The organism is Pseudomonas sp. CJQ_9 (genome assembly GCF_043106615.1).
GTDB classification, from domain to species: Bacteria; Pseudomonadota; Gammaproteobacteria; order Pseudomonadales; family Pseudomonadaceae; genus Aquipseudomonas; species Aquipseudomonas juntendi.
The window spans coordinates 23,457-46,334 of sequence record NZ_JBICMS010000090.1 but is presented as its reverse complement, the minus strand read 5'-3'; the positions used below and the strand labels follow the sequence as shown (position 1 = coordinate 46,334).

Annotated in this window: 19 protein-coding genes; 9 read left to right on the top strand and 10 right to left on the bottom strand. The window is 62.0% G+C overall.

Annotation, left to right across the window (positions count from 1 at the left end; genetic code table 11):
* Window positions 1–16: 16 nt before the first annotated feature.
* From ACF8SD_RS17850 to gpmI, 4 genes are all read right to left on the bottom strand, one after another.
* A complete protein-coding gene (locus ACF8SD_RS17850) occupies window positions 17–784 on the bottom strand; it encodes a divergent polysaccharide deacetylase family protein (protein ID WP_173891385.1) in 768 nt (255 codons plus the stop codon).
* Window positions 785–792: 8 nt separating this feature from the next.
* Window positions 793–2,109, bottom strand: a complete 1,317-nt coding sequence (locus tag ACF8SD_RS17845) for a S41 family peptidase (protein WP_009684994.1) — start codon at window positions 2,107–2,109, stop codon at window positions 793–795.
* A 78-nt stretch (window positions 2,110–2,187) separates the two neighbouring features.
* Window positions 2,188–3,501 (bottom strand): murein hydrolase activator EnvC family protein, encoded by a 1,314-nt coding sequence (locus tag ACF8SD_RS17840; RefSeq protein WP_392484912.1) that lies wholly within the window; start codon window positions 3,499–3,501, stop codon window positions 2,188–2,190.
* Between the two features lie 159 nt (window positions 3,502–3,660).
* The gene (gene gpmI, locus ACF8SD_RS17835; protein ID WP_392484911.1) at window positions 3,661–5,196 is read right to left on the bottom strand and encodes a 2,3-bisphosphoglycerate-independent phosphoglycerate mutase; all 1,536 of its coding nucleotides are present in this window, start codon (window positions 5,194–5,196) and stop codon (window positions 3,661–3,663) included.
* A 206-nt stretch (window positions 5,197–5,402) separates the two neighbouring features.
* Between gpmI and ACF8SD_RS17830 the strand changes: the two genes are divergently transcribed.
* From ACF8SD_RS17830 to secB, 3 genes are read left to right on the top strand one after another with little or no spacing between them, the layout of a single operon-like run.
* Window positions 5,403–5,816, top strand: coding sequence for a rhodanese-like domain-containing protein (locus ACF8SD_RS17830; protein ID WP_173891381.1), 414 nt, complete (start codon window positions 5,403–5,405; stop codon window positions 5,814–5,816).
* Window position 5,817: 1 nt separating this feature from the next.
* Entirely contained in the window at window positions 5,818–6,072 is a 255-nt protein-coding gene (gene grxC, locus ACF8SD_RS17825) for a glutaredoxin 3 (protein ID WP_029886544.1), read from the top strand.
* A 39-nt stretch (window positions 6,073–6,111) separates the two neighbouring features.
* Window positions 6,112–6,597 (top strand): protein-export chaperone SecB, encoded by a 486-nt coding sequence (gene secB, locus ACF8SD_RS17820; protein WP_009685000.1) that lies wholly within the window; start codon window positions 6,112–6,114, stop codon window positions 6,595–6,597.
* A 119-nt stretch (window positions 6,598–6,716) separates the two neighbouring features.
* Here secB and trmL read toward each other — a convergent pair whose 3' ends face one another.
* Window positions 6,717–7,178, bottom strand: coding sequence for a tRNA (uridine(34)/cytosine(34)/5-carboxymethylaminomethyluridine(34)-2'-O)-methyltransferase TrmL (gene trmL / locus ACF8SD_RS17815; RefSeq protein WP_009685001.1), 462 nt, complete (start codon window positions 7,176–7,178; stop codon window positions 6,717–6,719).
* Between trmL and ACF8SD_RS17810 the strand changes: the two genes are divergently transcribed.
* Entirely contained in the window at window positions 7,177–7,614 is a 438-nt protein-coding gene (locus tag ACF8SD_RS17810) for a hypothetical protein (RefSeq protein WP_054905874.1), read from the top strand. The genes trmL and ACF8SD_RS17810 overlap by 2 nt on opposite strands.
* A 626-nt stretch (window positions 7,615–8,240) precedes the next feature.
* Here ACF8SD_RS17810 and ntrC read toward each other — a convergent pair.
* The 4 genes from ntrC to glnA form a co-directional block, all read right to left on the bottom strand.
* Complete coding sequence (ntrC, locus tag ACF8SD_RS17805; protein ID WP_173891379.1) at window positions 8,241–9,677, bottom strand: nitrogen regulation protein NR(I); 1,437 nt, start codon at window positions 9,675–9,677, stop codon at window positions 8,241–8,243.
* Window positions 9,674–10,759 (bottom strand): nitrogen regulation protein NR(II), encoded by a 1,086-nt coding sequence (gene glnL / locus ACF8SD_RS17800; RefSeq protein ID WP_009685004.1) that lies wholly within the window; start codon window positions 10,757–10,759, stop codon window positions 9,674–9,676. The genes ntrC and glnL overlap by 4 nt, the downstream gene beginning before the upstream one ends.
* 263 nt (window positions 10,760–11,022) lie before the next feature.
* The gene (locus ACF8SD_RS17795; RefSeq protein WP_173891378.1) at window positions 11,023–11,565 is read right to left on the bottom strand and encodes a chorismate mutase; all 543 of its coding nucleotides are present in this window, start codon (window positions 11,563–11,565) and stop codon (window positions 11,023–11,025) included.
* Window positions 11,566–11,720: 155 nt separating this feature from the next.
* On the bottom strand, window positions 11,721–13,127 hold the full coding sequence (glnA, locus tag ACF8SD_RS17790; protein ID WP_009685006.1) for a type I glutamate--ammonia ligase: 1,407 nt from the start codon (window positions 13,125–13,127) through the stop codon (window positions 11,721–11,723).
* A 468-nt stretch (window positions 13,128–13,595) separates the two neighbouring features.
* Here glnA and thiI point away from each other — a divergent pair, with 468 nt between their 5' ends.
* From thiI to ACF8SD_RS17775, 3 genes are all read left to right on the top strand, one after another.
* A complete protein-coding gene (gene thiI / locus ACF8SD_RS17785; RefSeq protein WP_173891377.1) occupies window positions 13,596–15,050 on the top strand; it encodes a tRNA uracil 4-sulfurtransferase ThiI in 1,455 nt (484 codons plus the stop codon).
* 128 nt (window positions 15,051–15,178) lie between these two features.
* The gene (gene typA, locus ACF8SD_RS17780) at window positions 15,179–16,999 is read left to right on the top strand and encodes a translational GTPase TypA (protein ID WP_009681218.1); all 1,821 of its coding nucleotides are present in this window, start codon (window positions 15,179–15,181) and stop codon (window positions 16,997–16,999) included.
* 184 nt (window positions 17,000–17,183) lie between these two features.
* The gene (locus tag ACF8SD_RS17775) at window positions 17,184–18,611 is read left to right on the top strand and encodes a PhoPQ-activated protein PqaA family protein (protein WP_392484910.1); all 1,428 of its coding nucleotides are present in this window, start codon (window positions 17,184–17,186) and stop codon (window positions 18,609–18,611) included.
* A 20-nt stretch (window positions 18,612–18,631) separates the two neighbouring features.
* Here ACF8SD_RS17775 and ACF8SD_RS17770 read toward each other — a convergent pair whose 3' ends face one another.
* Window positions 18,632–19,036, bottom strand: coding sequence for a YkgJ family cysteine cluster protein (locus ACF8SD_RS17770; RefSeq protein WP_003249225.1), 405 nt, complete (start codon window positions 19,034–19,036; stop codon window positions 18,632–18,634).
* Window positions 19,037–19,222: 186 nt separating this feature from the next.
* Here ACF8SD_RS17770 and ACF8SD_RS17765 point away from each other — a divergent pair, with 186 nt between their 5' ends.
* The gene (locus ACF8SD_RS17765) at window positions 19,223–21,673 is read left to right on the top strand and encodes a glycogen/starch/alpha-glucan phosphorylase (RefSeq protein ID WP_392484909.1); all 2,451 of its coding nucleotides are present in this window, start codon (window positions 19,223–19,225) and stop codon (window positions 21,671–21,673) included.
* 192 nt (window positions 21,674–21,865) lie between these two features.
* Window positions 21,866–22,876, top strand: a complete 1,011-nt coding sequence (locus ACF8SD_RS17760; protein ID WP_009681216.1) for a class 1 fructose-bisphosphatase — start codon at window positions 21,866–21,868, stop codon at window positions 22,874–22,876.
* Window positions 22,877–22,878: the final 2 nt, after the last annotated feature.

The following is a 22,878-nucleotide window of genomic DNA, read 5'->3' as shown; positions in this document are numbered from 1 at the left end:
CTGGCCGAACCCAGGCTCATCGGTTGCTGTAGCGGCCCTGCCGGCCATGTGCCGGCATGGCCTGGTTGCTCCGCTCGGCGATCATCTGTGGCAGGCCCAGCAGCGTGATGCCCTGGCTTTTCAGGCGAGGCAGTTCGCGGGCCAGAACCTCGAGCGTTTGCGGGTAAGGGTGGCCGATCAGCACTGCCGAGCCTTGCTTGTGCGCCAGGGCCACGCCTTGTTGCAGCTGCCCGGTAATGGCTTCGGTGGTGCGCACGTCATCGAGAAACACATCCCGCGAGACATGCGCCAAGCCTTGCGCCTGTGCCTCTGCAGCCGCGACGGTGGCGGCACTGGTGCGGCTGTCGACGAAGAACAGGTGGCGGCGCTGCAATTCGCCCATCAGCCAGGCCATGGGTTCGCGCTGGGCTGTCATGCGGCTGCCCATATGGTTGTTGATGCCGGCCGCGTAAGGCACCTTGAGCAGCGCGCTGTCCAGGCGCCGGGCCAGCTCTGCGCCGGCGATGCCGGGGTGCCAGGCATAGGGCCCGGTGGCCGGGTCCATTGGCATGTGCAGGATCACCGTTTTGCCGGCCTTGTGCGCTTGGCGGGCGAAGTCGGTTGCATGCGGGGTGTCGGGCATGATGGCCATGGTCACCGGGCCGGGTAGGGCCAAGGTGCGGCTGTCCCGTTCGGGGCTCTGGCCAAGGTCGTCGATGATGATACTCATGTAGGCCTTGCCGGCCGGTGCCGCTTGCGCGACCCCGGCCAACAGGCAGAACACCAGGCACAGCAGGTACCGCATGGGCCGGATCATTTGCCCGAGGTGATGTTGAGGCCTTTGAGCAGGCTCAGTGCCTGGCTCAGTTGGAAGTCGTCGTCCTGTGGGCGCTCCTTGCGCTTGCTGCTGCCAGTCGGGCGGTCGGCGCCGCCGTTACCGTTGCCCAGGTGGCCCTGCAGGTCGGCTTCCTTGAAGTTGTCGGTGTCGACCTCGGCAGTGAGCTTGGCCTGACGTACTTCGATGTCGGGGACGATACCCTGGGCCTGGATCGAACGGCCATTGGGGGTGAAGTACAGAGCGGTGGTCAGCTTCAGGGCGCGGTCATTGGCCAATGGCAGCACGGTTTGTACCGAGCCTTTGCCGAAGCTGTCGGTGCCCATCAGCACGGCGCGCTTCTGGTCTTGCAGTGCGCCTGCCACAATTTCCGAAGCCGAGGCGCTGCCACCGTTGATCAGCACCACCAGTGGCACCCCTTCGCTGGCGTCGGCCGGGTCGGCCGAGAAGCGCAGTTCGGAATTGGCGATGCGGCCCTTGGTGTAGACGATCAGGCCCTTGGTGAGGAAGTGGTCGGCCACTTCCACGGCCGATTGCAACACACCACCCGGGTTGTTGCGCAGGTCGAGCACCACACCGCGCAGTTTCTTGCCGTTGTCCTTGCGCAGCTTGGCCAGGGCTTTGCCCACCTCGTCGCCGGTCTTGACCTGGAACTGGGTGATGCGGATATAGCCGTAGTCGTTTTCCAGCAGCTGGCTCTTCACGCTCTTGACCTGGATCACGGCGCGGGCCAGGGTCACGTCGAAGGGGTTACCGCCGTCGCGAACCAGGGTCAGGGTGATTTTGTCGCCGACCTTGCCGCGCATCTTGTCCACCGCTTCGGTCATGGTCTGGCCGCGGGTCGGGGCGCCGTTGATCTTGACGATCAGGTCGCCGGCCTGGACGCCTGCACGCGAGGCCGGGGTATCATCGATCGGCGAGACCACCTTGATGAAGCCATCTTCCTGGCCCACTTCGATACCCAGCCCGCCGAACTCGCCGCTGGTGCTCTCCTGCAGTTCCTGGAAGTCCTCGGGGCCCAGGTAGGCCGAGTGGGGGTCCAGGTTGCTGAGCATGCCCTTGATGGCGTTCTCCAGCAGGGTCTTGTCGTCCACCGGCTCGACATAGGCGGCCTTGATGCGGTCCATCACTTCGGCGAAGGTGCGCAGCTCTTCCAGTGGCAGTGGCGCCTTGGCAGTGACCTCGGTGGCCGGCACAGCTGCCGCCTTGGCCGGCTCCGCGGCAGTGGCCAGGGGCGCGCCGACCGCCAGGGCGATGGACAGGGCCAGCTGGGTGAGACGAGGCGAGTGCAGCATGTCGAACGGACTCCTGATCCTGTAAGCGCTCCCTGCGGAGCATCGGTGCAGCCTTTGGGCCGCGCCGTAGAAAGTTGACTAACCCCGGCACCACTGCGAAGGGTCGGTAGGCCGGCCCTGCTGGCGGATGGCGAAGTACAAGCCTGCCGCGTCCTGGCCACCGCTGTCGCCGACGGTGGATATGGCTTCACCGGCCTTGACGATGTCACCGGCACTTTTCAGCAGGCTCTGGTTATGGCCGTACAGGCTCAGGTAACCGTTGCCATGATCGAGAATGACCAGAAGCCCGGCGCCGCGCAACCAGTCGGCGAACACCACGCGCCCGCCGTGCACGGCGCGCACTTGTGTGCCAGGGTTGGCGCTGATCATCACGCCGTCCCATTTGGCCCGGGCATCGTTGCCGCGTGCATCGCCGAAGCGTGCCAGCAATCGACCATTGACTGGCCAAGGAAGTTTGCCCCGTGCTGCAGAAAATGCACCGCCGTAGTTGGCACCGTCGCTGGAAACCATCGGCCCGAGGGTGGTACGGGCCTTTTTCGGCGGCTCTGCCGGCGCTTCAGGCTCGCGCGCCTGATTGCGCGCAGCGGCGGCAAGGGCCTCTTGCTGCCGGCGTTTTTCCGCTTCCTGCTGCGCCAACAAGGCTTTCTTGCGTGCCTCTTCAGCCTCGCGGGCCTGGCGTGCCAGGGTTTCCTCGATGGTCTTGAGGACTTTGGCCAGGTCGGCCTGGTCCTGTTCACGGGCCTGGAGCTTCTGGTCGCGGTCTTTCATGTCGCTGTTGAGCTTGGCCAACACCTGCTGGCGCTTGCCGCGTTCGCTCTCCAGGGCCTGGCGGCGGCTGTCGAGGTCGGCACGCTGGGCCAGCAGCTGTTGCTGTTGAGCAGACATTTGCTGCTCGACACTGGCCAGCTGGCGGAGGGTTTCGTTGAAGGTGCGCAGCTGCTCCAGGCGCGCCTTGCTCATGTAGTCGTAGTAGGTCAGGGTGCGGGCGAATTTCTCTGGGTTCTGCTGGTTGAGCAGCAGCTTGAGGTATTCCTCGCGACCGTTGTTCTGGTAGGCCGAGCGGGCTTGAATGGCGATCAGCCGTTGCTGTTCAACGCGGGCGGTCTGGAGTTTTTTTTTCTCGGTTTCAAGGCGCTCCAGCTCGCCCTCGGTCTTTTTTAGCGCTTGCTGCAGTGCCTCCACCTGCTTTTCGAGGTTGCCGATGTCGGTCTCGGTGGCTTTGAGGTCCTTTTGCACACCGGCTTTTTCTTCCTGGAGCTTGCCCAGTGTTTTCTTGAGCTCGACAATGTCCTGGCGGGTGGCGTCCAGTTGCTGCTGGGTCTGTGCGCGCTCATCGGCAAAGGCCGGGCTGAGCAGGCATGACAAGGCTAGGAGGATCAGGGCGCGAAGCATGGGGTTTGGCGTACCAAGGATGGAGACTGGCCTAGTATGCCCGCCTGGGCGGGCAAATTGAATCAGCTGCAAGCGTGAAGCTACAAGCGGCAAGAAAAAGCGCGCAACCTCTCGCTTGCAGCTTGCAGCTTGCAGCTTGCAGCTTGCAGCTTGCAGCCGTCAGGCGTCGACCAGAATCGAAGTACCGGTCATTTCGGCAGGCTTTTCCAGCCCCAGCAGCTTCAACATGGTCGGCGCAACATCGGCCAACACGCCGCCATCACGCACTCTCACGTTGCGCTTGCCGACATAGATGAACGGCACCGGCTCGGTGGTGTGTGCGGTGTGGGCCTGACCGGTGGACTCGTCTTCCATCTGCTCGACGTTCCCGTGGTCGGCAGTGATCAGCGCTTCGCCACCGACCTTGTCCAGCGCCTCGACAATGCGGCCAACGCAGTTGTCCAGCGCTTCGACAGCCTTGACTGCCGCTTCGAACACGCCGGTGTGGCCGACCATGTCACCGTTGGCGTAGTTGACCACGATCACGTCGAAGCGCTGTTGCTCGATGGCTTCGACAATGCGGTCGGTCACTTGCGGTGCGCTCATTTCCGGCTGCAGGTCGTAGGTGGCGACCTTCGGCGATGGGATCAGGATGCGCTCTTCGCCTTCGAATGGCTCTTCGCGGCCACCGGAGAAGAAGAAGGTGACGTGGGCGTATTTTTCGGTTTCGGCGATACGCAGTTGGGTCTTGCCGTGCTTTGCCAGGTACTCGCCCAGTACGTTGTTCAGGCTGGACGGGGCAAAGGCAGCGGGTGCCGGGATTTTCGCCGAATACTGGGTCAGGCCGATGTAGGCCGCCATTTTTGGCAGGCGTGCACGGGCGAATTCGGTGAAATCGGGCTCGACGAAGGCGCGCGACAACTCGCGAGCGCGGTCGGCGCGGAAGTTCATGAAGATCACGGCATCGCCGTCTTCGACCTTGACTGCTGCGCCGATGCGCGTGGCCTTGACGAACTCGTCGCTCTCGTCACGGGCGTAGGCCGCTTGCAGGCCTGCCACGGCGGTGTCAGCGGTGTATTCGGCGCTGCTGTCGACGATCAGGTTATAGGCGGCGCTGACGCGGTCCCAGCGGTTGTCGCGGTCCATGGCGTAGTAGCGGCCGATCAGGCTGGCGATGCGGCCCTTGCCCAGCTTGGCGAAGGTGGCGTCGAGCAGCTCGATGGACGACTGGGCGCTACGTGGCGGGGTGTCACGGCCATCGAGGAAGGCGTGCAGATAGATTTTTTCCGCACCGCGCTGCGCGGCCAGTTCGGCCATGGCAACGATGTGGTCCTGGTGGCTGTGCACGCCGCCATCGGACAGCAGGCCAAGGATGTGCACGGCTTTGCCGGCACCGGCAGCCTTGTCCACCGCACCGGTGAGCACCGGGTTGTGGAAGAACTCACCGTCGCGGATGGCCTTGGTTACCCGGGTGAAGTCCTGGTAGACGACGCGGCCCGCGCCCAGGTTCATGTGACCGACTTCGGAGTTGCCCATCTGCCCGTCCGGCAGGCCGACATCCATGCCCGAGCCGGAAATGAGGCCATGCGGCTGGCTGGCGCGCAGGCGGTCGTAGACCGGCGTGTTAGCGGCGTAGATGGCGTTGTATTCAGGGCTTTCGCTGTGGCCGAAGCCATCCAGGATGATCAGGACCAGGGGTTTGGGCGTACTCGTCATCAATCAAACTCACGGTTGTTCAAAGATGATAAAGAAACGCATTTTAGGGCAAATACGCCACGTGCGGCGAATAATCGTCCCATCCCCCGACCGGCGCGCGTGCGCTGGCAACATGAAGCTGGTCTGGTGGCCGGCCCGTCGGGCTTTGGTGGTACCAAGGGGCTGTGTATACTGGCCGGCATTTTCAATCGCCTGGAACACCGCTGATGGTTGCTCACCTGATTCAATTCGCGACAGATCACTACATCCTGGTTGCGATCTTCTTCATTCTGCTGGTCCTGCTGCTCATCAATGAAATCCGCCGTGGCGGGCAGAGCCTGAGCAACGGCCAGCTGACTGCCCTGGTCAATGCCGAGAAGGCGCTGGTGATCGATATCCGCCCGGCCAAGGAGTACTCCGCCGGTCACATCGTGGGTGCGGTGAACATTCCGCAGGACAAGCTGGCCAACCGCATGGCCGAGCTGGACAAGCACAAAGAGAAGACCCTGATCGTCGTCGACGCGATGGGCCAGCAGTCCGGCAGCATCTGCCGCGACCTGCTCAAGGCCGGTTACAACGCCGCCAAGCTGAGCGGTGGCGTTTCCAGCTGGAAAGCCGATAACCTGCCCCTGGTGAAGTGATATGAAGCCCGTCATCGTTTATTCCAGCGACTACTGCCCCTACTGCATGCGTGCCAAGTACCTGCTCGAGAGCAAGGGCGTGGCATTCGAGGAAATCAAGGTCGACGGCAAACCGCAACTGCGCGCCGAGATGGCCCAGAAAGCCGGCCGCACGTCGGTGCCGCAGATCTGGATCGGCAGTACCCATGTCGGTGGATGCGATGACCTCTATGCCCTGGAACGCGCCGGCAAGCTCGACGCGTTGCTGGCGGCCTGATTTGCACTGCATTCGAAAACATTAGGATAAGGATCTGCCATGACTGACCAACAGACCAACGGCGCTGCTGCAGAAGACAACAGCCCTCAGTTCTCCCTGCAGCGCATCTATGTGCGCGACCTGTCGTTCGAGGCCCCGAAAAGCCCGCAGATCTTCCGTCAGACCTGGGAGCCGAGCGTTGCCTTGGACCTGAACACCAAGCAAAAGGCCCTGGAAGGCGACTTCCATGAGGTGGTGCTGACCCTGTCGGTCACCGTGAAGAACGGCGACGAAGTCGCGTTCATCGCTGAAGTGCAGCAGGCGGGTATCTTCCTCATCGCCAACCTCGATGCTGCTTCGATGAGCCACACGCTGGGTGCGTTCTGCCCGAACATCCTGTTCCCGTATGCCCGCGAGACCCTGGACAGCTTGGTGACCCGTGGTTCGTTCCCTGCGCTGATGCTGTCGCCGGTCAACTTCGACGCCCTGTACGCGCAAGAAATGCAGCGCATGCAGGAAGCCGGCGAAGCGCCAACCGTTCAGTAACTGCTGCCGGTATCGGAAAAGCGCCTCTCGGGGCGCTTTTTTGTTGCCTGTGTGGGAAGCCGCACGTGGTCCCTGTGGGAGCCGGCTTGCCGGCGATAGGGCCAGTGCAGGCTTACACATCAGCTCCCGGCAAACCCGTTCTGCCGCCACGCCTCATAGACCGTCACCGCCACCGTATTGGACAGGTTCAGGCTGCGGCAGCCTGGGCGCATGGGCAGGCGCAGGCGTTGCTCGGCGGGCAGGCTGTCCAAGACTTCTGCCGGCAGCCCGCGGCTCTCCGGCCCGAACAGGAACGCGTCACCTGGCTGGTAAGCGACCTCGTGGAACGGGTGCGAGCCTTTGGTGGTAAAGGCGAACAGCCGTGGGTTGCCCAGGCTTTCCAGGCATTCGGCCAGGCTCTGGTGGCGCTTGAGCGTGGCATACTCGTGGTAATCCAGCCCCGCGCGGCGCAGGCGCTTGTCATCCAGTTCGAAGCTGATGGGTTCGATCAGGTGCAGGTGGCAGCCACTGTTGGCGCACAGGCGAATGATATTGCCGGTATTCGGCGGAATTTCTGGTTGAAAAAGGATGACGTGAAACATGCACGGCTCCAAGCAAGAGGATGACGGGCATTCTACCCCCGAACCGGATGTGCGTTCGAAGGCGTTGCCGCGCATGCTGCTGTCGCTGGCGATCGTCGGGGTAATGGTGGGGCTGATGATCGGCCGCCTGACCGCCCCTGTGGAACGCCAGTTGCAGCAGGTAGAGGTGCTGCCGGATGGTCTGGCGCTGTGGTTCAACGAAGAACCCAAGCTGCACGCGGAGAACGTCCAGGGCACGGTGGCTGTGCTGTTCCAGGCCCAGGGCACGGCCCGGCAGGGCCAATTGAGCCTGAATGGCAAACCGGTAAGCTGGCGGCTGCAGAACAGCCAGGAGGGGTTGTTGCTGACGGTGGTGGCCGCGCGCCCCCTGCACGGCCAATGGGCCGGTGCAGAAGACGCTGGGCGCTGGCGGCTGCAGGTGAGCCTGCAGGAATAAAAGAGGGGATATCCCGGCCTGCCTGTACCAGGGTCCCCAAAAGGGCTACGGCGTACTGCGTGTAAAGGGGGGATGGCCCGGCCTGCCTGTACCGAGGTCCCCAAAAACGGCGGTGCTGCTAATAAAAGAGGGGTTCACCCGGCCTGCCTGTACCAGGGCCCCCGAAACTGGGTATGTATTAGCTATTGCAGGGGGCGTGCCAATTTTACAAAACCCGGAAATACTGGGTTTTGAGGGGGATTCGGCCGGTTTTTGAGGGGGTTTGTGCCTTGGCGAGGTGCAGCGGGCACAGGAACGGTGCATCGGAAGGCTGAAACAGCTGGGGCCGCTTTGCGGCCCTGTCGCGGCACAAGGCCGGTTAGAATGGGCGGGGGTGGCCGGCAGTCCTGCGGAGTCGGGCCGGCATCATCTATCGATGTAGGAGCGGGTTCACCCGCGAATACGGTGGTACCGGCAATGCACAATGCCTGGCAGAAACTGGCCCGCAGGCCTGGCCCTTTCGCGGGTGAACCCGCTCCTACAGGTAACGCATCAGCCCGGAGGCAGAGATGAATCGTGTAGGAGCGGCCTTGTGTCGCGACAGGGCTGCGCAGCAGCCCCAAAGATCTCGAGGGTTAACCTGATGCTCAGTGCTCGTCACCTTCCTCGTCATCGCCACCCGCCACATTCATCCCCAGTTCCTTGATCTTGCGGGTCAGGGTGTTGCGCCCCCAGCCCAGCAACAGCGCCGCATCGCGGCGCCGGCCGGCGGTGTGCTTGAGGGCGGTCTCGATCATGATCCGCTCAAAGCTTGGCACCGCGCTGTCCAGCAGGTTGGATTGCCCACGCGCCAGTGCCTGGTCAGCCCACTGGCGCAGCGCCTGCTCCCAGTTGGTTACGGGTGCCGCGTCTTGGGGCAGGTTCAGCAACTCTGGCGGCAAGTCACCAATCAATACCTCGCGGCTGGAGGCCATAACGGTGATCCAGCGGCAAGTGTTCTCCATCTGCCGCACGTTGCCCGGCCATGGCAGGTTGCGGATGAACTCCTCGGTTTCCGGCTTGAGAACCTTCGGCTCGACCGCCAGCTCTTGAGCGGCACGGGCAAGGAAGTGGCGGGCGAGTGCGGGGATGTCTTCGCGCCGGTCAGCCAACCTCGGGATATGGATGCGAATCACGTTCAGGCGGTGGAACAAGTCTTCGCGGAACTTGCCAGCCTGCACCAGTGACTCGAGGTTCTGGTGAGTAGCGGCGATGATACGCACGTCTACCTTGACCGGCACGTGGCCGCCGACCCGGTAGAACTCGCCGTCTGCCAGCACCCGCAGCAGGCGGGTCTGGGTATCGGCGGGCATGTCGCCGATCTCGTCGAGGAACAGGGTGCCGCCATCGGCCTGCTCGAAGCGGCCCCGGCGCAGGTTGGCGGCGCCAGTGAAAGCGCCTTTTTCGTGGCCGAACAGCTCGGACTCCATCAGGTCCTTGGGGATGGCGGCCATGTTCAGGGCAATGAACGGTGCCGTCGCGCGCGGGCTGTGGCGGTGCAGGGCGTGGGCTACCAGTTCTTTGCCGGTACCGGACTCGCCATTGATCAGCACGGTGATGTTGGAGTGGCTGAGGCGGCCAATGGCGCGGAACACTTCCTGCATCGCCGGGGCTTCACCGATGATCTCCGGCGTGCGTGCCAGGCTCTGTGGCACGTCCAGCCCTTGCTGCTCCTGGGCGTGCTGGTTGGCCCGCTTGACCAGCGAAACCGCTTCGTCCACATCGAACGGCTTGGGCAGGTACTCGAAAGCACCGCCTTGGTACGATGCCACCGCGCTGTCCAGGTCGGAGTGGGCGGTCATGATGATGACCGGCAGGCGTGGGTGCTGCTCGCGAATCTGTGCCAGCAGGTCGAGGCCGCTGGCCCCCGGCATGCGGATGTCGGAAATGATCACGTCCGGCTGCTGGCGGGCCAGGCGCCCCATGACACCGTCTGCGCTATCGAAGCTCTGGGTGGTCATGCCTTCCTGTTGCAGGGCTTTTTCCAGGACCCAGCGGATGGAGCGATCATCGTCGACGATCCATACGGTTTCACTTCGGCTCATGAGGCGGTGGCTCCTTGTTCCAGAGGCAGGTAGATCGAGAAGGCGGTATGGCCTGCGTGGCTTTCACACTCGATCAGGCCCTGGTGCTGGCTGATGATGTTCTGGGTAATGGCCAGGCCGAGCCCGGTACCGTCCGGGCGACCGCTGACCATGGGATAGAAGAGGGTGTCTTGCAGTTCCAGCGGGATGCCGGGGCCGTTGTCGATGATCTCCACCCGGGCCACCAGGCGATGGCGCACGTGGCCGATGGTGAATTGGCGCAAGGCGCGGCTGCGCAAGGTGATGCGGCCCAGGCGCAGTTCGTTCTGCGAGCTAATGGCCTGCATGGCATTGCGCACGATATTGAGCACCGCCTGGATCATCTGTTCGCGGTCGATCAGGACATCCGGCAGGCTTGGATCGTAGTCGCGCACCAATGTGATGCAACCCTGGCTTTCAGCCTCGACCAGGCTGCAGACCCGCTCCAGTACTTCATGGATGTTGGTCATGGCCAGCGAGGGCAGCTTGTTCGAGCCCAGCATGCGGTCGACCAGGTTGCGCAGGCGGTCGGCCTCTTCGATGATCACATTGGTGTAGTCGCGCAGACCGTCCTCGGGCAGCTCGCGGGCCAGCAACTGGGCAGCTCCGCGGATGCCCCCAAGGGGGTTCTTGATTTCGTGAGCCAGGCCCCGCACCAGCATCTTGGTGGTTTCCTGTTTGCTCAGTTGGGCCTCTTCCTTGGTGATGCGCAGCAGCCGGTCGCGCGGGTGCACCTCCAGCAGCAGCAAGGTCTGGCCCTGGTGCAGGATTGGCGTTACTGCGTAGTCAACCGTGATCGTCTGCCCGGTCAGGGAAGTCAGCTGTGCTTCGCGCTTGGTAAACGGGTGCGCCTGCTCGACCGCCTGGCGCAACGAGCTGAGCGCTTCGGTCGATTCAGTGAACAGTTCGCTGATGAACTGCCCGTGACTGCGCTGGCCACTGACCGCCAGCAACATTTCTGCAGCGGGGTTCATGTATTCCAGGCGCAGCTCACCGTTGAGCAATAGCGTGGCAGTGGTCAGGTTGTCCAGAAGCAGACGGTGCTGTGCATCGCTGATGGTCATAAGGCGTCGTTGACCTCTTTTGGCGCTTGTCTGGCAGGGTGCAGCCAGAACCCGGGGCGCAGTGAATCCGCTGATTCCAGTTTCAGTGCATAAAATGCAAGAAACAAACCAAAGCTCCGAAAAGAAGCGGAATTGTCCGATAAGCACCCGAAACTGCGCAGATTCGCACCAGAATGTTCTGGTTTAACGTTTCTTGTGACCTTTTTTGGGGTGCATTCAAGGGCGTCGGTCGCAAGAATGCACCAATAAGGAGCATAGAGCTTTCAGGATTTATCGCACAGTTGACCCGTGGCACGAACCAAGGCCTGGTGCAGTGGCTGGGGCGCGGACCGGCCGGCCAGTTCCTTGGCCAGCCGTGTGCTGCAGCCTGCCGCGGGCTCACGGTCGAAGGCTGCCAGCCGTTGCAGGAGTGTGCCTTGCAGGTCATCCAGTTGCGGGCGGATGTCTGTCTGCAAGTCGCGGCGTTGCGTGTGCGGCGCCGTGCCCTCGCGGTGCCAGTCCGACAGCAGGGTGTATTGCAGCAACTTGTTGGCTTCCATCTGGTCGGCGAAAAACGCTTCGGCGCGTTGTGGCGCCAGGCCGTGGCCAGGTGCGGCAGCACGGACATTGGCCAGCACCTGCTGCTCGCGCAGTGTTGCCTGCACGGGCTGGCCTGTGTCCCACTTGTGCAGCGCCACGGCTTCAGCCAGGGCCAGGCGCCGTTCGATATTGTCGAGCAACGCGGACAACGCCGTATCCGGCGGGGCTTCTGCAGTGCAACCGGTCAGGGCCAATACAGCCACTGCGGCGAAGGGGAAATGACGCATGACAAACCTCCAGAGCATAGGGTGAAGGCCCGAGTTTGGCGGTGTTGGCAGATCATCGGGGGTAGGACGCTTCCGAAAATGGTGACAGCAGAAACGAAAACGGCCTCCCGAGGGAGGCCGTTTGATCAGCTCACCGGCGCCGGGCGCCGATCAGATCAGCAGCTGTAGTACAGCTCGTATTCCAGCGGGTGCACGAAGGTGCGGACCTTGATTTCTTCTTCGCTCTTGAGCTCGATGAAGGCGTCGATGAAGTCGTCGGAGAACACGCCGCCCTTGGTCAGGAACGCACGGCCTTTATCCAGCTCTTCCAGAGCTTCTTTCAGGCTGCCGCACACTTGCGGGATGTTCTTGGCTTCTTCTGGCGGCAGGTCGTACAGGTTCTTGTCGGCCGCGTCGCCTGGGTGGATTTTGTTCTGGATACCGTCCAGGCCAGCCATCAGCAGCGCTGCGAAGGCCAGGTACGGGTTGGCCGATGGGTCCGGGAAGCGGGCTTCGATACGGCGGGCTTTCGGGCTGCCGACGTAAGGAATGCGGATCGAAGCGGAACGGTTGCGCGCCGAGTAGGCCAGCATCACCGGGGCTTCGAAACCTGGAACCAGACGCTTGTACGAGTTGGTCGACGGGTTGGTGAAGCCGTTCAGGGCCTTACCGTGCTTGATGATACCGCCGATGAAGTACAGGGCGGTGTCGGACAGGCCGGCATAGCCTTCGCCGGAGAAGGTGTTCTTGCCGTCTTTCCAGATCGACATGTGAACGTGCATGCCCGAACCGTTATCGCCGTACAGTGGCTTCGGCATGAAGGTAGCGGTACGGCCGTAGGCGTCGGCAACGTTGTGCACAACGTACTTCAGCGCCTGTACTTCGTCAGCCTTCTTCACCAGGGTGTTGAACTTGACGCCGATTTCGTTCTGGCCGGCAGTTGCCACTTCGTGGTGGTGAACTTCGACGGTCTGACCCATTTCTTCCAGTGCGTTGCACATGGCAGTACGGATTTCGTGGTCGTGGTCGAACGGCGGAACCGGGAAGTAGCCGCCTTTCACGCCTGGGCGGTGGCCTTTGTTGCCGCCTTCCACGTCAGCGCCGGTCATCCACGAGCCTTGCTCGGAGAAGATCTTGAACATCGAGCCGGAGATGTCCGACTGGAACTTGACTTCGTCGAAGATGAAGAACTCAGGCTCCGGGCCTGCGAAGACGGTGTCACCGATGCCGGTGCTCTTCAGGTACTCTTCGGCACGCTTGGCGATGGCGCGTGGGTCGCGGTCGTAGCCCTGCATGCTCGACGGGTCGACGATGTCGCAGGTGATGATCAGGGTTGGTTCTTCGGTGAACGGGTCCAGAACGGCGGTCTCGTCAACCGGCATCAGGATCATGTCGGAAGCTTCGATGCCTTTCCAGCCAGCGATGGAGGAGCCGTCGAACATCTTGCCGACTTCGAAGAAGTCTTCGTCCAGCGCATCGCGCGCCGGCATGGTCACGTGGTGCTGAGTACCTTTGGTGTCCGTGAAACGCAGATCAATCCACTTGACGTCATGATCTTTGATGAGTTGAACCGACTTCGACATGTTGTCCTCCGGATGGTCTAGAGCGCGGTGGGCCGCTGCCCTGGAAAAAGGGTGTTGCTGGGCGCGGATAGTCGGCCAAGCTTACCTGCCTCACAAGGGAGCAAATTGCATGCCAGTGCCCGAAAATGGCGAGCGCGGGATAAAAGGGGGCGTTTACGGGCATTTTGCCCGGGGCTGGGATTGAAGTGTGCACTCTTTAGATGCGGATTTTGGCATTTACGCACCGATATGGTGCGAATCTTGGGAGGTGTGCCTTCTTTGAGGGCCTTATCACCGGCAAGCGGGGCCCACCGGTAAGGCGCAACACTTGAGGCCTGCGAATGACCTGTGGGCGCCGGTTTGCCGGCTATGAGGGCGACACAGGCAATAAAATCCGACCTTCTGTACAAAAGTTGCTCAAATCCTGAGCAATTTCCGATATAATTCGCGCCCCTCATTTTCGGCAGGCCCTGCGCGCGCTGTTAACCAATGAAACTCATCGTCAAAGTCTTCCCAGAAATCACCATCAAGAGCCGGCCGGTGCGCAAGCGCTTCATCCGCCAGCTCGGCAAGAATATCCGCAACGTGCTCAAGGACCTCGACCCTGAGCTTGCGGTGGATGGTGTGTGGGACAACCTCGAAGTGGTTACCCGCGTCGAAGACGAGAAGGTCCAGCGCGAGATGATCGAGCGCCTCACCTGCACCCCGGGTATCACCCATTTCCTGCAGGTAGAGGAATACCCGCTGGGTGACTTCGACGATATCGTCGCCAAGTGCAAGCACCATTTTGGCCACCTGTTGGCCGGCAAGCACTTCGCCGTGCGCTGCAAACGCGGGGGTCACCATGACTTCACCTCGATGGACGTCGACCGATACGTCGGCAGCCAGCTGCGCCAGCAGTGCGGCGCTGCCGGTATCTCGCTGAAGAACCCCGAGGTGATGGTACGCATCGAGATCCGCAACCAGCGCTTGTATGTGATCCACAACCAGCACAATGGCATTGGCGGTTACCCGCTCGGTGCGCTGGAGCAGACCCTGGTGCTGATGTCCGGTGGCTTCGACTCTACCGTGGCGGCCTACCAGATGATGCGCCGTGGCCTGATGACCCACTTCTGCTTCTTCAACCTCGGCGGCCGTGCCCACGAGCTGGGCGTGATGGAAGTGGCCCATTACCTGTGGAAGAAGTACGGCAGCAGTCAGCGCGTGCTGTTCATCAGCGTGCCGTTCGAGGAAGTGGTTGGCGAAATCCTCAACAAGGTCGACAACAGCTACATGGGCGTGACCCTCAAGCGCATGATGCTGCGCGGTGCCGCGCATATGGCCGACCGCCTGCAGATCGACGCATTGGTGACCGGCGAGGCGATTTCCCAGGTATCGAGCCAGACCTTGCCGAACCTGTCGATCATCGACTCGGCCACCGACAAGTTGGTGCTGCGCCCGCTGCTGGCCACGCATAAGCAGGACATCATCGACCAGGCCACCGAAATCGGCACCGCCGACTTCGCCAAGCACATGCCGGAATACTGTGGCGTGATCTCGGTGAACCCGACCACCCATGCCAAGCGTCACCGCATGGAGCACGAAGAAAAGCAGTTCGACATGGCCGTGCTGGAGCGCGCCCTGGAGCGCGCCAAGTTCATTTCCATCGACCACGTAATCGATGAATTGGGCAAGGACATCGAAATCGAGGAAGTGGCCGAGGCGCTGCCAGGCCAGGTCGTCATCGACATTCGTCACCCCGACGCCCAGGAAGATCAGCCTCTGGTACTGGAAGGTATCGAGGTTCAGGCCATGCCGTTCTATGCCATCAACAGCAAGTTCAAGCACCTGGACCCCACGCGCCAGTACTTGCTGTATTGCGACAAGGGTGTGATGAGCCGTTTGCACGCACACCACCTGCTCAGTGAGGGACATGCCAATGTGCGTGTTTATCGTCCGACATAAGACGCCGGGGCTGTATGGCGGCAGTATCCGCCATCGCCCTCCCGACCGCCGGGCCCGCTGAGCCTCAAACAGTACATATTCGCCGCCTACACTGGGCGGCAACCGAATCCTCTGATCGAGATACACTTGTGATCGAAAATCTGCGTAACATCGCCATCATCGCCCACGTTGACCATGGTAAAACCACCCTGGTCGACAAACTCCTGCGTCAGTCCGGCACCCTGGAGCGTAACGAGCTCAACGACGAGCGCGTCATGGACTCCAACGACCAGGAAAAAGAGCGCGGTATTACCATTCTGGCGAAGAACACCGCTATCAACTGGAACGGCTACCACATCAACATCGTCGACACCCCCGGCCACGCCGACTTCGGTGGCGAGGTCGAGCGTGTAATGTCGATGGTCGACTCGGTGCTGCTGCTGGTCGACGCCCAGGACGGCCCGATGCCGCAAACCCGCTTCGTGACCAAGAAGGCCTTCGAAGCCGGCCTCAAGCCCATCGTCGTGATCAACAAGGTTGACCGCCCGGGCGCGCGTCCGGACTGGGTTCTGGACCAGATCTTCGACCTGTTCGACAACCTCGGTGCCACCGATGAACAGCTGGACTTCAAAGTCGTCTACGCCTCGGCCCTGAACGGCATTGCCGGTCTGGACCACACCGCCATGGGCGAAGACATGACCGCGCTGTACCAGTCGATCGTCGACAACGTACCTGCACCGTCTGTTGACCGTGACGGCCCGTTCCAGATGCAGATCTCCGCACTGGACTACAACAGCTTCCTCGGTGTTATCGGCGTTGGCCGTATCGCCCGTGGTCGCGTCAAGCCGAACACCCCGGTGGTCGCCATCGACACCAACGGCAAGAAACGTAACGGCCGTATCCTGAAACTGATGGGCCACCACGGCCTGCACCGCGTCGACGTCGAAGAAGCCCAGGCTGGCGACATCGTCTGCATCAGCGGTTTCGATGAGCTGTTCATCTCCGACACCCTGTGCGCCCCGGACGCGGTAGAGGCGATGAAGCCGCTGACCGTTGACGAGCCAACTGTTTCGATGACCTTCCAGGTCAACGACTCGCCGTTCTGCGGTAAAGAAGGCAAGTTCGTCACCAGCCGCAACATCAAGGACCGTCTGGACAAGGAGCTGCTGTACAACGTAGCCCTGCGCGTTCAGGAAACCGATTCCCCTGACAAGTTCAAGGTATCGGGCCGTGGCGAGCTGCACCTGTCGGTACTGATCGAAACCATGCGTCGTGAAGGCTTCGAGATGGCTGTTGGCCGCCCTGAAGTGATCATCCGCGAAGTCGACGGCGTGAAGCAGGAACCGTTCGAGAACGTCACCATCGACATCCCTGAAGAATCCCAGGGCAAGGTCATGGAAGAGATGGGCCTGCGTAAGGGTGACCTGACCAACATGGTGCCGGATGGCAAGGGCCGTGTTCGCCTGGAATACAACATTCCAGCCCGTGGTCTGATCGGCTTCCGTAACCAGTTCCTGACCCTGACCAACGGTGCAGGCATCCTGACCTCGATCTTCGACCGCTACGACACCATGAAGTCGGGCCAGATGTCTGGCCGCCTGAACGGTGTTCTGGTTTCGGTCGAGACCGGCAAGGCACTGACCTACTCGCTGGAAACCCTGCAGGCTCGCGGCAAGCTGTTCGTTGAACACGGCCAGGAGATCTACAACGGTCAGATCATCGGCCTGAACAGCCGTGACAACGACCTGGGCGTGAACCCGACCAAGGGCAAGAAGCTGGACAACATGCGTGCTTCGGGCAAAGACGAAGTCATCGCCCTGGTACCGCCAGTTCGCCACACCCTGGAACAGGCCCTGGAATTCATCCAGGACGACGAGCTGTGCGAAGTCACGCCTAAGTCGATCCGTCTGCGCAAGAAGATCCTGGACGAAGGCGAGCGTACCCGCGCTGCCAAGAAAGCCAAGAACTGAGTTAGCTCAGGCTGAATGAAAACGCCCCCGGTCGAAAGGCCGGGGGCGTTTTCGTTTGTTTGGCGAAGTGGTTTGTAGTCTATGTCTTAAGCAGGCGTAAGTTACGCCACTCATGGGCTTTCCGCCCTTGTGGGGGGCGGCAGGGTGACCTAGCGTGGAGTGATGTCTAGATAAGGAAGCACTCATGAAATACCGGTTCGCGCTCCTCGTCCCCTGCCTGGTGGCGAGCTTGCCCGCTAGCGCGCTGCAGGACTGCACAGGCCTGCGCCCCCAGCACGTTGCGCGCTGCCATATCGACAACGTACGCCAAACCCCGTTGGAGTCCGTGCTGGTTGAACAGGTGTTCGAGCCTGGTTACGCGTTTCGCCGGCTACAGATGGTTTCGCAATCGTGGGCGCCGGAGCCGGTGGTGGAACCACGCCGCTGGCAGCATGATGTGGAGCTGCACATCCCGCACAATGCGGTGCCCGGCAAAGCCCTGCTGGTGGTGAACAACGGCGTGCGCCACGGTCCGGCGCAAACCCCGGACTACGCTCGCGACGCATTGCGTGAGGTCGCCATGAAGACGCAGATGGCCGTGGTCATGGTCAGCGACGCGCCCAACCAGTACGTGACTTTCAGCGATGCCAGCGAGCCCCTGCGTGAAGATGACGCCGTAGCGCATACCTGGGCGCACGCGCTACGTGGGGCCGCAGCCCCGGAGTTGCCCCTGCATGTGCCCATGGCTGCAGCGGCAAGCCGGGCAATGGACCTGGCCGTCAAGGAGCTGCAATTGCAAGGGCTCACGGTGAACCAATTCATCATCACCGGCGCCTCCAAGCGTGGCTGGAGCGCTTGGCTGACGGCATTGGCCGACGAGCGAGTAATGGCCATCGTGCCCAGCGTGATCGACGTTGCGGATACCTCAGCCATGCTGGCTGGTTTGCGCAAGCGCTATGGCGGCAACTGGCCATTGGCTTTGGCCCCTTACCAGCAGGCCGGGGTGCTGCAACAACTGGGTACTGCGCCCTTCGACAAGCTGATGGCGATGATGGACCCGATGCAGTACCTGGACGAGGACGGCCAGCGCCTGGCGATACCCAAATACCTGGTATCGGCCAGTGGTGACGATTTCTTCGCCCCTGACCCGGTCACCGATTATCAGCAACGCCTCCCAGGGCAGACCAGCCTGAGGGTGCTGCCCAACTCCGACCATGGCGGCGTGCGCCACGCGGTAATCAGTACCTTGGTGCCGGCGCTGGTGCGTCTGCGCGATGAAAAACCGCTGCCCAGCGTAAGAGCGTCAGCCGGCGAGCAGCCAGGACAAACACTTTTCGAGCTGTCCGAGCGGCCTGTGGCCGTGACGGTGTGGACGGCAACCAACAGCCAGGACCGCGACTTCCGTTATGCCTGCGGCGTGCGCTATCAAGCTGAAGCGCTCGCGCCCAGCCAGCGCTTCATGCTGCAGCGGCCGATGCCGGCCGTGGGGTGGCAGGCACAGTTTGTAGAAGCGAAATTCGCGGACGGGTTCATCGCCACCAGTGCGGTCAGCGTGGTGCCGCAGGCGTATCCGGAGCATCCGCCAACAGACCACGGCGGGGCCTGCCAGAGTTTCCCTGCTGGCAGCGGGTGAAAGCCCGCCCAGCTACCTGATCAGCGCCCGACCACCTTGGGCTTGTACGCACAATACCCCGGCCGCGGGCCAACCTTGGGGTGGTTGCGGCAGGTGTCCGGGCGCTTGTCATAAATGGTGCACAGGCGGCTTTTACGATCCAGATACATGCAGTCGTCGTTGCTCATCCGGGTCAGGGTGAAGATGCCTGACTTCTGGTTGAAGCGCTCGATGATGCCTTCTTTTTGCAAGCGCTTGGCCACGTTCTTCGGCGGTTCGTCTTTCTCGAATTCGTCGACTACGCCGATGCGGATCAGATCCTTGATCTTCACCTCCACCGGCAGGGTGCAGCAGGTCGAATGGCAGCCATGGCACATGTTGCTGGTGTAGCGCTGCCAGGTCTCCAGGCGGTCGACTTCGGCTGCGGCGATCAGGGTCGTTTTCATCTTTATAAAGGGCGGATCACGGTCTTGGGGCGCGCGATGATACCGGAATTGTTCAATTTATGAACAACCTTTTGCCGGAATCACCAAGTCGGCATGAAAACTGCGAACCGTAACTGTCTCCCCCTGTCGAAGGGTCTAGTCTGAACACTCTCCCTCCGCTTTCGTCAACTTGCCCGAGGATGCCCCATGTCTCAGGAACCTGAAGCTCGTGACGCCGAAGTCGCGGATTTTCGCGCTGCCGTACTGAACAAGCTGACCTACGCGGTTGGCAAGGACCCGGAGCACGCCTTCGACCATGACTGGTTCGAAGCCATCGCCCTGGCCGCGCGCGATCACATGGTCGACCACTGGATGGACCACACCCGCCAGGCCTATCGACGCAGCCAGAAACGGGTCTACTACCTCTCCCTGGAGTTTCTGATTGGCCGCCTGCTCTACGACAGCCTGAGCAACCTGGGCTTGCTGGACATCGCCCGAGAGGCCCTGGAAGACCTGGACGTGGACCTGGAGCGCATCCGCCTGCTGGAGCCCGATGCCGCATTGGGCAACGGTGGCCTGGGGCGTCTGGCCGCCTGCTTCATGGAAAGCATGTCGACCCTGGGCATTGCCGCCCATGGCTACGGGATCCGCTACGAGCATGGCTTGTTCCGCCAGGCACTGGTCGATGGTTGGCAGCAGGAGCAGACCGAAAACTGGCTGGACTTCGGCAACCCTTGGGAGTTCGAGCGTGCCGAAGTCATCTACCCGATCAGCTTTGGCGGTAGCGTCGAAACGGTGCACGACAGTAACGGCAACCAACGCCAGGTGTGGTCACCTGGCGAGACCGTGCGTGCGGTGGCGTACGACACGCCGGTGGTCGGCTGGCGGGGTTCGAGCGTCAACACCCTGCGCCTGTGGCGGGCACGGGCGCTGGAAGAGCTGCACCTGGAGCGTTTCAACGCCGGTGACCACCTGGGCGCAGTGGCCGAGGTGGCGCGTGCCGAGAGCATTTCGCGTGTGCTGTACCCGGCGGACAGTACCGAGGCCGGGCAGGAACTGCGCCTGCGCCAGGAGTATTTCTTCGTATCCGCGTCACTGCAGGACTTGCTGCGCCGCCACCTGAACCAGCATGCCTCGCTGCTTAATCTGCCCGATGCGGCCGCCATCCAGCTCAACGACACGCACCCGTCCATTGCCGTGGCGGAGCTGATGCGCTTGCTGGTGGACCAGCACGAAATCCCATGGGACAAGGCCTGGGAGCTGACCGTCGGCACCCTGGCCTACACCAACCACACCCTGTTGCCCGAAGCGCTGGAAACCTGGCCGGTGGCGTTGATGGAGCGCATGCTGCCGCGGCACATGCAGATCATCTACCTGATCAACGCGTACCATATCGACAGCCTGCGTGCCAAAGGCCTGCACGACTTCGACGTGCTGCGGGCGGTGTCGCTGATCGAGGAAGACAACGGCCGCCGAGTTCGCATGGGCAACCTGGCATTCCTCGGCTCGCACAGCGTCAACGGGGTTTCGGCGTTGCACAGCCAGCTGATGAAGAGCACGGTGTTCGCCGAGCTGCACAAGTTGTATCCGCAGCGTATCAACAACAAGACCAACGGCATTACCTTCCGCCGCTGGTTGTACCAGTCCAACCCGCAACTCACCGACATGCTGGTGGCGGCGCTGGGGCCGGAGCTCAAGGACGACCCGGAGGGGCGCCTGGCCGGTTTGGTGCCGTTCGCCGACAAGGCGGGTTTCCGCAAGCAGTTCGCGGCTCAGCGCCTGCACAGCAAGCGTGCCTTGGCCAGCATCATCCAGGACCGCGTTGGCGTAACGGTCAACCCCGAAGCGCTGTTCGACGTGCAGGTCAAGCGTATTCACGAGTACAAGCGCCAGTTGCTCAACCTGCTGCATACCGTGGCCCTGTACCAGGCCATGCGCAACGACCCTGGCACCAATTGGGTGCCGCGGGTGAAGATTTTCGCCGGCAAGGCGGCGGCCAGCTACCACCAGGCCAAGCTGATCATCAAGTTGACCAACGACATCGCCCGGGTGGTGAACAACGACCCGACCGTGCGTGGCCTGTTGAAGGTGGTGTTCCTGCCCAACTACAACGTCAGCTTGGCGGAGAGCATCATCCCGGCTGCGGACCTCTCCGAGCAGATTTCCACGGCCGGTTACGAAGCCTCGGGCACCAGCAACATGAAGTTCGGCCTGAACGGCGCACTGACCATCGGTACCCTGGATGGGGCCAACGTGGAAATGTGCGAGCAGGTCGGTGCCGACAACATGTTCATATTCGGCCTGACCGCCCAGCAGGTCGAGGCGCGCAAGCGGGCGGGTGATTTTGGCGCCACTGCGGCGATTGCTGCGTCCAACCGCCTCAACGACGTATTGCAGGCGATTCGCAGCGGCGTGTTCTCGCCGGACGATCCTTCGCGCTACACCGGCTTGATCGATGGGCTGGTGGCCTACGACCGCTTCCTGGTATGCGCCGATTTCGATGCCTACTGGGATGCCCAGCAGCGCGTCGAGGACTTGTGGCACACGCCGGAGCAATGGTGGCGTATGGCGGTCCTGAACACGGCGCGGATGGGCTGGTTCTCATCGGACCGGACCATTCGCGAATATGCTACGCAGATCTGGAAGGCGCTGGATTGAAGATGCCTGCACCGCTTTCTTCACGGGTTCGCTCGCGAAGAAGGCGGGCGCCGACCACCGGCCTGGCACACGCTGAACTACCGACCGATTGTGCCGTCAGAGTGCCGTGGCGAGTCTCATCACTCGCTAGCCTGCAACTCTCCCTGTAAACTGCGGGGGTTTTTCATCTCCCCCATCCTTTCGGAGCCATACATGTCCCGCGTTACCCTGAGTCGCTATCTGATTGAGCAGACCCGCAGCAACAATACCCCTGCCGATCTGCGCTTCCTGATCGAAGTGGTGGCGCGTGCGTGCAAGGAAATCAGCCATCACGTGTCCAAGGGCGCCCTCGGCGGTGTGCTGGGCAGCATGGGCACGGAAAACGTGCAGGGCGAAGTCCAGAAGAAACTGGACGTGATTTCCAACGATATCCTGCTGGAGGCCAACGAGTGGGGCGGCCACCTGGCCGGCATGGCCTCGGAAGAAATGGACAACGCCTACCAGATTCCTGGCAAGTACCCCAAAGGCGCCTACCTGCTGGTCTTCGACCCGCTGGACGGTTCGTCGAACATCGACGTCAACGTGTCGGTCGGCACCATCTTCTCGGTACTGCGTTGCCCTAACGAGTACCTGAGCCAGAATGAAACCCTGAACGAAAACGCCTTCCTGCAGCCAGGCACCCAGCAGGTGGCTGCCGGGTACGCCATCTACGGCCCGCAGACCATGCTCATCCTCACCTTGGGCAACGGCGTGAAGGGCTTCACCCTGGACCGCGAGCTGGGCAGCTTCGTGCTTACCCACGAGAACATCCGCGTGCCGGAAACCACCGCCGAGTTCGCCATCAACATGTCCAACCAGCGCCACTGGGAAGCCCCGGTGCAGCGCTACGTCGGCGAGTTGCTGGCAGGCGAGACCGGCCCGCTGAAAAAGAACTACAACATGCGCTGGATCGCCTCGATGGTGGCCGACGTGCACCGCATCCTGACCCGTGGCGGCCTGTTCATGTACCCACGTGACGCCCGCGAGCCAAGCAAGCCGGGCAAGCTGCGCCTGATGTACGAAGCCAACCCTATGTCGTTCATCATCGAACAGGCCGGTGGCGCCTCTACCAATGGTTACGATCGCATCCTCGACATCAAGCCAGAGAGCCTGCACCAGCGTGTGTCGGTCATTCTCGGCTCGAAAGAAGAGGTCGAGCGCGTTACCGCCTACCACAAGGAGTAAGT